This is a genomic window from Bradyrhizobium sp. BEA-2-5, from assembly GCF_032918025.1.
Taxonomy (GTDB): Bacteria; Pseudomonadota; Alphaproteobacteria; order Rhizobiales; family Xanthobacteraceae; genus Bradyrhizobium; species Bradyrhizobium pachyrhizi.
In genome coordinates this window covers 26,407-40,027 of sequence record NZ_CP136629.1, presented here as the reverse complement: position 1 = coordinate 40,027, position 13,621 = coordinate 26,407, and the positions used below count along the sequence as shown (strand labels likewise).

Genomic DNA, 13,621 nt, shown 5'->3' with positions numbered 1-13,621 from the left:
GCTCGCCAGAGCAAAGCGGGTGGGGATCAGCTCCCTCCGCACGCAGCGGCGCCCGCGGCTGGAACCCCATCCCGGCCTTCCCCTTTCAGGGGAAGGAGAAGATTGCTCACACAACCGGGGTTTTGGCCCCCACCCGGGCGATCAAATCGGGCAATTTCCGCATATCGGCGAAGGTGACGGCCGCGCCGGCCTGGCGCAGCATGTCCTCGTGTTCCGCCGTGCAATGGCTGCCGCCGTAAAATCCGAGCACGGTCATCCCGGCGGCGCGGGCGCCGGTGACGCCGGCCACGCTGTCCTCGATCACGACGCAGCGCGCCGGGCTGGCGCCCATCTGCGCCGCCGCGAACAGGAAGAGATCGGGCGCCGGCTTGCCGCGCTTGACCTGGGTGGCGGAGAAAATATGCGGTGCGAGCTGGTCGTAGAGCCCGGCGCAGGTCAGGCCGTGATGGATCTTTTCCGGCGTGCCGCTCGACGCCACGCATTTCGGTAAGCCGAGCGCGGCGATCGCCTCGCCGACATGCGCGATCGCACTGAGATCGTCGGCATAGAAGCTCAGCGTCGCGTGCTTGACCTCGGCCTCGAAGGTCTCGGGCAGCGCGCGGCCGATCTCGCTTTCGACGATCCGCCGCGCCTCGCGGTCGGACACACCGAGGAAGCGCTTCAGCACGCCGTCAGGTGTGATCGGATATCCGTGCCGCGTCAGCACGTCCGCATGCGCGCGGCAGGAGATCACCTCGCTGTCCACGAGCACGCCGTCGCAGTCGAAGATGATGAGGTCGAAACTCACCCGGCTTACGACTTGCTGTCGTCGTCGAGCGGGACGCAATAGAGCTCGAGTCGGTGATCGACCAGACGGTAGCCGAGCTTGCGGGCGATCTCCGCCTGGAGCTTCTCGATCTCCTCGGAGGTGAACTCGATCACCTTGCCGTCGCGCAGATTGATAAGATGGTCGTGATGGCTGTCGCGCATCTGCTCGTAGCGCGCGCGGCCCTCGCGGAAATCGTGGCGTTCGATGATGCCGGCATCCTCGAACAGTTTCACGGTGCGATAGACCGTCGAGATCGAGATCTTATCGTCGACCGCAACGCAACGCCGGTAGAGTTCCTCGACATCGGGATGATCGATCGCTTCCGCGAGCACGCGGGCGATGACGCGGCGCTGCTCGGTCATGCGCATGCCGGTCGCGGCGCAGCGCGCCTCGATGCCGGTATTCTTCTGCGCAGGCGTGATTTTCACCGTCGTCATGGGTCCTTGGCAGGTCCTTGGCCAGTCCTTGGGCCTTGGATGGCAGAGCAGGGCGATGTTCTGCCATCGCGCCGATGTTACGACAAGTCGCGTCGCATCAGAAGGGCGTTCAATTGTTCCCCGTTGGGCTGCTTATAGTAGCGATCGCGGCGCCCGACCACCACGAATCCGCACCCGTCGTAGAGCCGCCGCGCCGGCTGGTTGTTTTCCTCCACCTCGAGGAAGATGGTGCGGACGCCGCGGCCGGCAAGATGGCCGAGATGAGTCAGCAGCAGGTCGCGCGACAGCCCGCGGCCGCGCTGATTGGAATCGATCGCAATCGACAGAATTTCGGCCTCGTCCGCCGCCATCCGCGAGACGGCAAAGCCGATCACCTTGCGTCCTTGCCGCAGCCGGTGCACCAGCGTGTTGCGCTCGGTCAGCATCGCCTCGAATTCGCCCTCGCCCCAGCCGCGATGAAACGACGCGCCGTGCAATTGCGCGAGTCGCGCCGCATCGCGCAGCGATGCGGCCTCGACCGCGGGAGGGCCGCCACCCCACCATCGTGACAGCCAGCCGATCATGTCGATCGCGGCGTGCTGATCTCGAGCCGGTCCTTCGGCGGCTTGGCGTCGGGCGCACGCAGATAGAACGGCCGCGGCGGCGCGGTTTCAGGATCCACGGCCGCGCCGATCCAGGCGACCCAGGTAATATCGGGCGCGGGCTGCCGGTCGACCTTGACCGGCGTTGCCGCGTCGGCGGGCCAGCGCTCGGCGAGGATATTGGCGGCGTTGCCGACCAGATGCAGCGCGCCGTGTTGGGAGGCCTCGAGCGCTTCCGCGATCGGCGCCACCTTCGGCTTGATGATCGGGCTGCCGTCGCCGTCCACCAGCTGGAAATAGACGTGATCATGCCGCGCATCGATCGCCGACAGGATCGCAGACGCGCCATTCTCGGCGACGACAGGCGCGGCGTAGGCGGCGAGCGTCGACAGTCCGACCACCGGCTTTTCCGCGGCCAGCGCCAGGCCGCGCGCCGCCGAGAGGCCGACGCGCAGGCCGGTGAAACTGCCGGGGCCGGTGGTGACGGCGATGCGGTCGAGCCCGGCAAAGCCGATGCCGCTCTCTTTCATCACCCGAGCGATCAGCGGCATCAGCGCCTCGGCATGGCCGCGCTGCATCGCCTGCGATTCAATGGCGATTGTGTTGCCGGAGGTGGTGTCGAGCACCGCCGCGGAGCAGGCGTCGAGCGCCGTATCGATGGCGAGAATCATCATGGGAGGGCGAATGGCAAATGGGGAATGGCGAATAGAGGTCCAGAGGAGAATGCTATTCGCGATCCGCCACGCGCCATTCGCCGCTCCGTCACATCGGCCGGACTTCGACCACGTCGGGCACGAAGTGCTTGAGCAGGTTCTGGATGCCGTGCTGAAGCGTCGCCGTCGATGACGGGCAGCCGGAGCAGGCGCCCTTCATGTTGAGATAGACGATGCCGTCCTTGAAGCCGCGGAAGGTGATGTCGCCGCCGTCGTTGGCGACGGCCGGCCGCACCCGGGTTTCGATCAGATCCTTGATCATGTCGACCGTCTCGGCGTCGGCCTCGTCGAAGAACTCGTCCTCGTCGTCGAGATCGGCATCGCCCTGCGCCGCGCCGTCGGCAAGCAGCGGCGCGCCCGACATGTAGTGCTCCATGATGGCACCCAGGATCGCGGGCTTGAGCTGCTGCCATTCACCGTTCGCCTTGGTCACGGTGATGAAGTCCGATCCGTAGAACACGCCGGTGACGCCGGGCACGTCGAACAGCTTTTCGGCGAGCGGCGAACGCGCTGCGGACTCGGGCGAGGAAAATTCCATCGTCCCGCTGTCGACCACGACGCGGCCGGGAATGAACTTCAGCGTGGCGGGATTGGGGGTGGCTTCGGTTTGAATGAACATGGTTTTCTCCAGACGTCGCCGGTTCAAGGCCGGCGCGTTGGGTTCCATTATAGCGTTTTCGAGCGAAGTGACACCGGTTCGCGAAGAAAACGCGTCAAATCAAGGAGTCAGATGGCAACTAAAAAGCCCGCGATCAAGCCGCAAAACCGCGGTTCCAGGCTCATACCCATGCCCGGAAGCGGGTCCGGGGCCGGTAACGCGCTAGGACAGGGCGTCGATCTCGGCGTCGGTCAGGCCGCCCGGCACGATGGTCACCGGGATCGGGAATGCCCCCATGGTCTTGGCCATGGTGGTGATGATCGGCCCGGGCCCCTCGGCGCCCGGATTGGCGGCCAGCACCAGCGCTGCGATATCGACGTCCTTGTCGATCACGTCGAGGATCTGTTCGATCGGGTCGCCCTCGCGGATCACCCGTTCCGGTGTGATCGCGGCGATGCCGTTGGCGCGGCCGGCGGCGCGGTCGAGCGCGGCTTCCGCCGCTTCCTGGGCCTCGGCGCGCATGATGTCGGCGACGCCGAGCCATTCCTGGCTCTGCTGTTCGGGCTCGATGATGCGCAGCATCACCACGCCGCCGCCGGCGCGGATCGCCCAGCGGCTGGCATAATAGACCGCGCGATCCCATTCCGCGGTGTCGTCGACGACGACGAGGCATTTCGGCTTGTGACCTGACTCGTAGCTTCGTCGCTGGGCGGTCATGCATGTCCCGGTGCTGAACCAAACCAACCCATGGTGCCATACTCCCTCGCCGTTTGGGAGAGGGAGCGCGCAGTTCCTGCCTTGCGCGTCAGCGCGGGCGGATGAAGCCGACGATGTCCTTGGTGATGCGCATGGTCTCGTCGGCGATGCCGCGGGCGCGGTTGGCGCCGTCGGCCAGGATCGCGTCGATATGGCCGGGATCGGCGACGAGGCGCTTCATCTCGCCTGCGATCGGCGCGAGCTTGGTGACGCACAGCTCCGCCAGCGCGTTCTTGAAGCTGGAGAACTGGCCGCCGCCGAACTCACGGAGCACCTCGGCCTTGGAGCGGCCGGAGAGCGCGGCGAAGATGCCGACGAGATTGTCGGCCTCGGGGCGGGCTTCCAGGCCCTTTTCCTCCGTCGGCAGCGGCTCCGGATCGGTCTTCGCCTTGCGGATCTTCTGCGCGATGGTGTCGGCGTCGTCGGTGAGATTGATGCGCGAATTGTCGGAGGCATCCGACTTCGACATCTTCTTGGTGCCGTCGCGCAGGCTCATCACGCGCGTCGCCGGGCCCGTGATCAGGGGTTCCGGCAGCGGGAAGAACAGGCCGTCATTGGCGCCCTGTGCCCGGATCGAGTCGCCGAAATCGTTGTTGAACTTCTGCGCGATGTCGCGCGAGAGCTCGAGGTGCTGCTTCTGGTCCTCGCCGACCGGAACGTGGGTGGCACGGTAGAGCAGAATGTCGGCTGCCATCAGCACGGGGTAGTCGAACAGCCCGACCGATGCGTTCTCGCGGTCCTTGCCGGCCTTCTCCTTGAACTGGGTCATGCGGCCGAGCCAGCCCATGCGCGCGACGCAGTTGAAGATCCAGGCGAGCTCGGCATGGCCCGAGACCTGGCTCTGGTTGAACACGACGTGCTTCTTGGGATCGATGCCGGCCGCGATGAAGGCCGCGGTCACCTCCCGGGTGTTGCGCGTGAGCTCGGCCGGGCCGCCCCAGACGTCGACGCCCTGCGTGATCGCGTGCATGTCGACGACGCAATAGATGCAGTTGTGGGTTTCCTGCATCTTCACGAAGTTGACGATCGCGCCGAGATAATTGCCGAGGTGCAGATTGCCCGTCGGCTGGACGCCCGAAAAGACCCGTTCAACGAATGCCATGGTCACGATTCCCGGAAATGGCTAGTTTTGCCGCGTCGTTTGCCACTTAAGCTCCGCGCACGCAAGTCAGGCGGGGCGCCTTTGCCGGACGGCGTTAACCGCCTCGCGCCAGCCGGTGACGCCGAAAAGCTGCAAGAACAGCCCGTAACCGGCGATACCTGCCGCGATCAACGCGAGCAGGGAGGCTGCTTGCACGAAACCGTGGCTGCCGGCTGACGGCAGCCCGCCCTCCGCAAGCCAGAGCAGGGCGCCCATCGCGAGCGCCGCGGCCAGGATGCGCGGCAGCCGGCGGCGCGCTGCGGCGTCGATCGAAAAGCCGAAGGTTGCGGCACCCTTGCGGATCAGCGCCAGCGCATTGCTCCAGGAGCCGAGCGCAATGCCTGCGGCGATTCCGCTCGCGCCGAAGATCTGGCCGAGCAGGAAGGACGCCGCGATCGCCACCACGACCGCCTTCAGCGTCGCGAGCAGCGGCGTCAGCGTGTCCTCGCGCGCAAAGAATGCCGGCGACAGCGCCTTCACCAGCACATGCGCCGGCAAGGCCAGCGTCAGCCAGATCAAGGCTTGCGCGGTTGCCGCGCTATCCTGGGCTGTGAACGCGCCGTGCTCGAACAGCATCCGCACGATCGGCTCGCTCAGCACCATCAGGCCGAGCGTCGCCGGCAGCGCCAGCCCGACCGCAAGCTCGAGAGCACGTGATTCCGCATGCGCGATCGCGCTGGATTCGCCGCTGCTCACTGCGCGCGTCAGCTCCGGCACCAGCACCGTGCCCATGGCGACGCCGACGATGCCGAGCGGCAACTCGATCAGGCGGTTGGCGAAATAGAGCCAGGACACCGCCGATGGTGAGGTCGACGCGATCACCGCGCCTGCCACCATCAGCCATTGCGGCGCGCTGCTCGCGACCATGCCGGGGATCGCGCGGCCGAGAAAGCCGCCCATGTCAGGATCGAAGGACACGCGGAGCGGCGAGGCGAGCCTTGCGCCGCGCAGCGCCAGCATCGACAGTTGCAGGAAGCCGGCGGCGCCGATCGTTGCCGCCATCACCAGCGCGGCCTGCGCCGGCTCCTGCTGCCGCACCAGCAGCACGGCCATCACCGATATCAGCGCGATGTTGAACAACAGGGGGGAGAACGCCGTCAGCGCGAAACGGCCCTGCGCATTGAGCAATCCCATCAGCACGGTGACCGGGCCGGCAAAGGCGAGATAGGGCAGCATCAGCCGCGCGTAGTCGACGGCGAATTGCAGCGTGTCGCGGCCGACGAACCCCGGCGCGATCGCCGCGATCACCAGCGGCATCAGCACGCCGATGACGAGCGCCGCTGCGATCACCGCGGCGCTGACGGTGCCGAGCACGCGGCCGGCAAAGGCGGTTGCCGCGTCCATGCCGCCGGCATCGCGCGCCTTCAGCCAGGCCGGCACCAGAGCGGCATTCAGCCCGCCCTCGGACAACAGCCGTCGCACAACATTCACAAGCTGGAATGCCGCCAGGAATGCATCCGCCACCGGTCCCGCGCCGAGCAGCGCCGCAATCATGGAATCGCGGGCAAAACCCAGCAGCCGCGAGGCCAGCGTTCCCGTCGAGACGGTGAGGAAGGAGCGGATCATGGGGTCTGTATAGCAGTAGCAGGTATTGCTTCCAGTGGTGCCGTCTTAAACCCGTCATCCCCGCGCAAAGGCTCCGCCTTTGTCGCTGGAGGTGCGAGCGAAGCGAGCCTCGAAGGATGAATCGGCCTGAGCCGGGCCTTTCATCCTTCGAGACGCGCTACGCGCTCAGGATGACGGGTTGGCAGAGCGCAATGCTGACAGGGTTTCGCCCAAATAGCTTCCCTTGCTGCCCCGAGGCGTAACGTGATAGGTCGCGGCTCTTGTTGGGTGGCGTTAACACAGGGCAGGTCTATGGCTGACGCAAAATACGACGTTCTTGGAATCGGCAACGCGATCTTCGACGTGCTGGTGCAGACCGACGAGGCATTCCTTGCCCGTCACGGCATGACCAAGGGCTCGATGCAGCTGATCGATGAGGCGCGCGCCACCGCGATCTACGGCGACATGGGGGTGGCGACCGAAATCTCGGGCGGTTCGGCTGCCAACACCATCGTCGGCATCGGCAGCCTGGGCGCCCGCGCCGCCTATGTCGGCAAGGTCAAGGACGACCAGATCGGCAAGCTCTATGTCCATGACATCCGCGCCGCCGGCGTCGCCTTCAACACGCCGGCCGCCAAGGACGGCCCCGCCACCGGCTGCTCCTACATCCTGGTCACCGGCGACGGCGAGCGCACCATGAACACCTATCTCGGCGCGGCGCAGGACCTGTCGCCCGCCGATATCGACCCGGCCGAGGTCGCTGCTGCCGGCATCGTCTATCTCGAGGGCTATCTCTGGGACCCCAAGAACGCCAAGGATGCCTTCGTCAAGGCGGCCCAGATCGCCCATGACGCCAGGCGCAAGGTGGCGCTGACGCTGTCGGATTCCTTCTGCGTCGACCGCTATCGCGACGAGTTCCTCGATCTGATGCGCAAGGGCGTGGTGGATCTGGTATTCGCCAACGAGTCCGAGCTGCATTCGCTCTACATGACCTCGGACTTCGACACCGCGTTGAAGCAGCTGCGCAACGACGTCAATCTCGGCGTCGTCACCCGCAGCGAGAAGGGGTGCGTCGTGATCTCCGGCGACAGTGTCGTCGCGCCGCCCGCCTCGCCCATCGACAAGGTGGTCGACACCACCGGCGCCGGCGATCTCTTCGCTGCCGGCTTTCTCGTCGGTCTCGTGCGCAAGGTCGGCCATGAGAATGCCGGCCGGCTCGGCGCGCTCGCCGCGGCCGAAGTGATCCAGCACATCGGCGCCCGGCCGCTGGTGTCGCTGCAGGATCTGGCGAAGCAGCAGGGGCTGCTGGTTTAGGCGGGGCTTTTCTCCTTCGCCTCTCCCCGCTTGCGGGGAGAGGCCGGATCGCATCGTCAGATGCGTTCCGGGTGAGAGGGAGTCTCCGCGTATTCACTGCTTTCGAATTTGCGGAGGCGGTCTCTCACCCCGACCCTCTCCCCGCAAAGAGCGGGGCGAGGGAGAAGAGAGATCACGCCGTCTTCGCAGCCTTCAGTCCCAGCCGCTGCTCGACTTCCTCGCGCATCAAGAACTTCTGGATCTTGCCCGTCACCGTCATCGGGAATTCGTCGACGAACTCGACGTAGCGAGGGATCTTGTTGTGGGCGATCTGGCCCTCGCAGAACGCCCGCACCTCGTCGGCGGTGAGCGTTTCGCCCTGCCTGATTCTGACCCAGGCGCACAGCTCTTCGCCATAGCGCTCGTCGGCGACGCCGAAGATCTGAACGTCCTGGATCTTGGGGTGACGATAGAGAAACTCCTCGATCTCGCGCGGATAGAGGTTTTCGCCGCCGCGGATCACCATGTCCTTGATGCGGCCGACGATGTTGCAATAGCCCTCGTCGTCGATGGTGGCGAGGTCGCCGGTGTGCATCCAGCCGTTCGCATCGAGCACGTCGGCGGTCTTCTCGCTCTCCTCCCAATAGCCCAGCATGACGCTGTAGCCGCGGGTACACAGCTCGCCCCGCTCGCCGCGCTTGACGATCTTGCCCTCGAGATCGACGACCTTGACCTCGACATGCGGATGGATCCGTCCGACCGTGGAGACGCGGCGCTCCAGCGGATCGTCCACCGCGCTCTGGAAGCTCACCGGGCTGGTCTCGGTCATGCCGTAGGCGATCGTGACCTCGCGCATATTCATCTCGTTGTTGACGCGCTTCATCACCTCGATCGGGCAGGGGGCGCCGGCCATGATGCCGGTGCGCAGCGACTTCAGGTTGAAGCGGGCGAATTCGGGGTGATCGAGCTCGGCGATGAACATGGTCGGCACGCCGTAGAGCGCGGAGCATTTCTCCTGTTCAATCGTACGCAGCGTCGTGAGTGGGTCAAACCCCTCGCCGGGATAGACCATCGCGGCGCCGAGCGTGACGGAGGCGAGGTTGCCCATCACCATGCCGAAGCAATGATAGAGCGGCACCGGAATGCAGATGCGGTCCTGCTCGGTGAGGCGCATGGCCCGGCCGGTGAAGTAGCCGTTGTTGAGGATGTTGTGATGGGTCAGCGTCACCCCCTTGGGCGATCCCGTCGTGCCACTGGTGAACTGGATGTTGACGGGATCGTCGAATTGCAGGCTCTCGCCGAGCGCCGCAAGCTGCTCGCGATGGCGCTCGCCGCCCATCTGCGATACCGCATCGAATGGAATGGTGCCCGGCGCCGCCGGTCCGCCGATCTGGATCACGGCGCGCAGTTGCGGCAGCCGCGCCGACCGCAAGTGACCGGGCTCCGAGCTTGCGAGCTCGGGCAGCAGCGTGTTCAGCATCTCCATATAGGCCGAGGTCTTGAATGCGGTCGCCGTCACGATCGCGGCGCAGCCGACCTTGCCGAGCGCGAATTCCAGCTCGCTCAGCCGATAGGCCGGATTGATGGTGACGAGGATCAGTCCGGCTTTCGCGGCGGCGAATTGCGTCAGCGTCCATTCCGGGCGGTTCAGCGACCAGATCCCGATCCGCTCGCCGCGTTGCAGCCCGAGCGCGATGAAGCCCGCCGCCAGCGCCTCGGCGCGCTCGGCGAATTCGTTCCAGGTCCAGCGCACATTGTGGCTGGGCGAGACCAGCGCCTCGCGCTCGCCCCAGCGTGTGCGAGCACGGTCGAGGCTGCGGCCGATGGTTTCACCGAGCAACGGCGTATCGGAAATGCCGCAGACATAGCTGTCTGCCTTGCTGTCTCCCTTGGGTGTGGGTGCCAAGCTCGTCCTCCTCGTGGTCGTGTTCGTGTCGCCGCGCTTTTTTGCGCGATCTTAGTCGTTTGGCGCAGATGGGACAGGCCCGACCAATGGCGGGTATGGTTTTCGATTGTAGCGGCGACGGGTTCCGCTTCACCTCGCCCCGCGTGCGGGGAGAGGTCGGATCGCATCGAAGATGCGATCCGGGTGAGGGGATCTCTGCGAGTCCAATTGCGACCGTCTGCGCGGGAATAGCCCCCACCCCAACCCTCTCCCCGTAAGAACGGGGAGAGGGAGAGAAGTCCCATAACGGCTGGTACGACTTATCTCATCGAGCCTTACGCCGCCCTTTGCCCGCTGCCGGCGTCCAGCCCGGCATAGATGCCCTTCTCGAAACCTGCGAAGGCCTCCAGGCATTTCGCATCCGCGAACGGCAACAGCTGCATCAGGATCACGCCGGTGACGTCGCGGGCCGGGTCGATCCAGTAATAGGTGTTGGCGAGGCCCGCCCAGGCGAGGCTGCCGGCGCTACGCCCCTCGGCGGTCTTGGCGGTGTTGATCATGAAGCTGAGGCCCCACTTCTTCACCTGTTCCGGATAGAGATCGACGTCGTTTGTGTACATCGGCGCCGCCGTCGTCATCTTGCCCATGGCGAGATCGCCGATGTGGTTCTGGCCCATCGTCGCGACGGTCTCGGCCTTCAGCACCTGGTTGCCGTTGCCGCGGCCCTTGTTGAGGATCATCTGGGTGAACTTGATGTAGTCGGCCGCGGTCGAGTAGAGGCCGCCGCCACCCATGTGGAATTCCGGCTCCTGCTCGAGCTCGAACGGGATGGCAGCCAGCTGGCCGTCCTCACCTCGCGCGTGCATGCCGACCAGGCGCTTGCGCATGTCGTCGGTGATCTTGAAGGCCGTGTCGTTCATGCCAAGCGGGTTGAACAGATTGTCGCGCAAGTAGGTATCCAACCGCTTGCCGCTGGCGGCTTCGACGGCCTTGCCGACGAAATCGATGTTGGTGCCGTATTCCCAGCGCGTGCCGGGGTCGCTCATGATCGGCGTCTTCAGTGCCGCATTCTGGCAGGTGGTGATGGCGGGGATGCCGTTCTTGTCCAGGTAGACCGCGAGATCGCCGTTCCACATATTGTAGCAGAAGCCGGCGGTGTGGGTCATGAGCTGGCGCAGCGTGATCGGCTTTTTCGCCGGCCGCAACTGCGGTTCGCCCTTGGCATCGAAGCCGTCGAGCACCTGCACCGCAGTGAGATCGGGCAACAGCTCGCCGATCGGCGTATCCAGCGACAGCTTGCCCTGCTCGACCAGCTGCATTGCGCCCGCTGACGTCACCGCCTTCGTCATCGATGCGATCCAGAACACGCTGTCCGCCGTCATGGGATCGCTCTTGGAGAGGTCGCGCTTGCCGAACGCGCCTTCGTAAATCACGTCCTTGCCGGTGGCCGCGATGGCGACCACGCCGGGAATTTCCTTTGCCTCGCTCTTCTGGCGCAATACCTGATCGATCTGAGCCTTGCTCTGCATTGGGGGCTTCCTCCGGTGGGGTTTATTGTTTTGAAGTGGGCGGATCATCCTCCCGCTTTTCCGCTCCCGCAAGGCGGGCGCGATGCGACCACGTCGCGATGTCGTGAAGGCCGGCTGCTAGGAACGGCCTTGGTCGGGAGGCGTTCACCACGCGCGCAGATTTTGCAGGGGACGCCGCGCAAGTCCCGGTGACCTTCGCGGGCGGCCACGGTAACGTGATCAAGGAATGATTTTCGCACCTGATTATTTGCATTAACGCATTCAGATCGCTGCACAAACGGTGCGGCGGATTGGACCGGATTTGACGAAAAGATTCGTCATTTCCCGCCTTGCGGGGGGCGCAGCAATGATTTCGACATGGAGTGAATGGAAGCGCTATCCGCGGCCGGGCCGCGGCGAGAATATCGAAGCGCCGATCAGCCCAGGTCTCTACGAAGTTCGCTACGCAGGTACCGGCGCACTGCACTCGTTCGAGGCCGTCGAGAATGTCGCGCGGGCGCTGGCGCTGCTGCAGACCGGCGCCAAATCCTGGTTCGGCCGCCGCGATGCGCAGGCGCAGCCCGATCTCGAATACCGGACCTGTGCGACGTCCACCAAGGCCGATGCCAAGGCCGCGGCCGAGCGCATGATCGGCCGGCGCGAGACCTATATGTCTGGCGGGGCGGTCTGAGCGCCGCTGCACGACGGCGCGTAAAAAAAAGATCGCGCGCGAGCCCTCAATATTGCTTGAGGCAGGGTCGCGCCCGGCGCCGGTGCATCGCAGCGGCTTTCCGCTTATATAGGCGCGAACACCCCCAAGAAATTCCAGAAATGACAGGAGTAACGCCATGACCCCGCCCGTTGCCGCACGCGCCACCCAATCCGCAGCATCCTCCCTGCAAAGCCGCCTGAAGGACCCCTCGCTGCTGCGCGACCGCTGCTACATCGACGGCGCCTGGGTCGGCACGCCGGTCTTTGCGGTCAACAATCCCGCGACCGGCGTCGAGCTCGCCAAGGTTCCGCAGCTTGGTGCCGAGGAGACGACCAGGGCGGTCGAAGCCGCCGAGCGCGCCTTTCCGGCCTGGGCCAAGCACACCGCCAAGCAGCGCTCCAACATCCTGCGCAAATGGTTCGAGCTGATCGTCGCCAATCGCGAGGACCTCGCGCTGATCCTTACCTCCGAGCAGGGCAAGCCGCTCACCGAGGCACTCGGCGAGGTCGACATCGGCGGCGCCTATGTCGAGTTCTTCGCCGAGGAGGCGAGGCGCGTCTATGGCGAGACCATCCCGACGCAGCGGCCCGATGCGCGGCTGCTTGCGATCAAGCAGCCGATCGGCGTCTGCGGCGCCATCACGCCGTGGAATTTCCCGAACTCGATGATCACGCGCAAGGTGTCCCCGGCGCTCGCCGCCGGCTGCACCGTGGTGCTGAAGCCCGCCAACGAGACGCCGCTGTCGGCGCTCGCGCTTGCCGCGCTCGCCGAGAAGGCCGGCGTGCCCAAGGGCGTCTTCAACATCGTCACCGGCGACGCGCCGCCGATCGGCAAGGTGTTGTGCGAGCATCCTGCCGTGCGCTTCGTCGGCTTCACCGGCTCGACCGCGGTCGGCAAGATCCTGTATCAGCAGGCTTCGGTCGGCGTGAAGCGGCTCGGCCTCGAGCTCGGCGGCAATGCGCCGTTCGTGGTGTTCGACGACGCCGACATCGATGCGGCGGTCGAAGGCGCCATCGTCTCGAAATACCGCAACATGGGCCAGACCTGCGTCTGCGCCAACCGCCTCTACGCCCAGGACAAGATCTACGACGAGTTCGTGCAGAAGCTCTCGAAGAAGGTCGCGGCGATGAAGATCGGCGACGGCACCGAGAGCGGCGTCACCCAGGGGCCGCTGATCAACATGAAGGCCGTCGACAAGGTCGAGCGCCACATCGCCGATGCCGTGAAGCGCGGCGCCAAGGTCGTCACCGGCGGCAAGCGCTCGTCGCTCGGCCGCAGCTTCTTCGAGCCGACGGTGCTGGCCGACGTCAAGCCGGACTCCCTGGTGGCGCAGGAGGAAACCTTCGGCCCGCTCGCACCTGTCATCCGCTTCAAGGACGAAGCCGATGTGATTGCGATGTGCAACGCCTCGCCGTTCGGCCTGGCCTCCTACTTCTATTCCCGCGATCTCGGCCGCGTCTGGCGCGTCGCCGAGGCGCTGGAGTCGGGCATGGTCGGCGTCAACACCGGCCTCATCACGACGGAGGTCGCGCCCTTCGGCGGCGTCAAGGAGAGCGGCCTCGGGCGCGAAGGCTCGCATCACGGCATGGAAGAATATGTCGAGATCAAATACGTGATGATGGCGGGCGTCTGATCGCCGTCATT

At 65.6% G+C, this 13,621-nt stretch carries 13 protein-coding genes; 3 read left to right on the top strand and 10 right to left on the bottom strand.

Going from position 1 to position 13,621, the window contains the following annotated elements:
- Window positions 1-106 precede the first annotated feature (106 nt).
- The 8 genes from RX327_RS00175 to murJ all read right to left on the bottom strand — a co-directional run bounded on the left by RX327_RS00175 (window position 107) and on the right by murJ (window position 6,600).
- A complete protein-coding gene (locus RX327_RS00175) occupies window positions 107-787 on the bottom strand; it encodes an HAD family hydrolase (RefSeq protein WP_317249089.1) in 681 nt (226 codons plus the stop codon).
- Window positions 788-792: 5 nt separating this feature from the next.
- Window positions 793-1,245 carry a Fur family transcriptional regulator gene (locus RX327_RS00170; protein ID WP_317249088.1) on the bottom strand — a complete coding sequence of 151 codons (453 nt, stop codon included), beginning with the start codon at window positions 1,243-1,245 and terminating at the stop codon, window positions 793-795.
- A 77-nt stretch (window positions 1,246-1,322) separates the two neighbouring features.
- Window positions 1,323-1,808: a ribosomal protein S18-alanine N-acetyltransferase gene (gene rimI, locus RX327_RS00165; RefSeq protein WP_317249087.1), complete on the bottom strand. Its 486-nt coding sequence runs from the start codon at window positions 1,806-1,808 to the stop codon at window positions 1,323-1,325.
- Window positions 1,805-2,500, bottom strand: coding sequence for a tRNA (adenosine(37)-N6)-threonylcarbamoyltransferase complex dimerization subunit type 1 TsaB (gene tsaB / locus RX327_RS00160; RefSeq protein ID WP_050383418.1), 696 nt, complete (start codon window positions 2,498-2,500; stop codon window positions 1,805-1,807). Before tsaB ends, rimI begins: the two co-directional genes overlap by 4 nt.
- A gap of 88 nt (window positions 2,501-2,588) precedes the next feature.
- The gene (locus RX327_RS00155) at window positions 2,589-3,158 is read right to left on the bottom strand and encodes a NifU family protein (RefSeq protein ID WP_317249086.1); all 570 of its coding nucleotides are present in this window, start codon (window positions 3,156-3,158) and stop codon (window positions 2,589-2,591) included.
- A 201-nt stretch (window positions 3,159-3,359) separates the two neighbouring features.
- A complete protein-coding gene (locus RX327_RS00150) occupies window positions 3,360-3,854 on the bottom strand; it encodes a universal stress protein (RefSeq protein WP_317249085.1) in 495 nt (164 codons plus the stop codon).
- An 88-nt stretch (window positions 3,855-3,942) separates the two neighbouring features.
- Window positions 3,943-4,995 (bottom strand): tryptophan--tRNA ligase, encoded by a 1,053-nt coding sequence (trpS, locus tag RX327_RS00145; protein WP_317249084.1) that lies wholly within the window; start codon window positions 4,993-4,995, stop codon window positions 3,943-3,945.
- A 66-nt stretch (window positions 4,996-5,061) separates the two neighbouring features.
- On the bottom strand, window positions 5,062-6,600 hold the full coding sequence (murJ, locus tag RX327_RS00140; RefSeq protein WP_317249083.1) for a murein biosynthesis integral membrane protein MurJ: 1,539 nt from the start codon (window positions 6,598-6,600) through the stop codon (window positions 5,062-5,064).
- A 291-nt stretch (window positions 6,601-6,891) separates the two neighbouring features.
- Between murJ and RX327_RS00135 the strand changes: the two genes are divergently transcribed.
- Window positions 6,892-7,893 (top strand): adenosine kinase, encoded by a 1,002-nt coding sequence (locus tag RX327_RS00135; RefSeq protein WP_317249082.1) that lies wholly within the window; start codon window positions 6,892-6,894, stop codon window positions 7,891-7,893.
- A 172-nt stretch (window positions 7,894-8,065) separates the two neighbouring features.
- Here RX327_RS00135 and RX327_RS00130 read toward each other — a convergent pair whose 3' ends face one another.
- Together RX327_RS00130 and RX327_RS00125 are read right to left on the bottom strand one after the other, a co-directional pair.
- Window positions 8,066-9,778: an AMP-binding protein gene (locus RX327_RS00130; RefSeq protein ID WP_317249081.1), complete on the bottom strand. Its 1,713-nt coding sequence runs from the start codon at window positions 9,776-9,778 to the stop codon at window positions 8,066-8,068.
- Window positions 9,779-10,092: 314 nt separating this feature from the next.
- Window positions 10,093-11,286, bottom strand: a complete 1,194-nt coding sequence (locus tag RX327_RS00125; protein ID WP_317249080.1) for a serine hydrolase domain-containing protein — start codon at window positions 11,284-11,286, stop codon at window positions 10,093-10,095.
- Window positions 11,287-11,632: 346 nt separating this feature from the next.
- On the opposite strand from RX327_RS00125, the gene RX327_RS00120 reads away from it, so the two are divergent.
- Together RX327_RS00120 and RX327_RS00115 are read left to right on the top strand one after the other, a co-directional pair.
- The gene (locus RX327_RS00120; protein WP_317249079.1) at window positions 11,633-11,956 is read left to right on the top strand and encodes a hypothetical protein; all 324 of its coding nucleotides are present in this window, start codon (window positions 11,633-11,635) and stop codon (window positions 11,954-11,956) included.
- A gap of 157 nt (window positions 11,957-12,113) precedes the next feature.
- Window positions 12,114-13,610, top strand: a complete 1,497-nt coding sequence (locus RX327_RS00115; RefSeq protein WP_317249078.1) for an NAD-dependent succinate-semialdehyde dehydrogenase — start codon at window positions 12,114-12,116, stop codon at window positions 13,608-13,610.
- Window positions 13,611-13,621 lie beyond the last annotated feature (11 nt).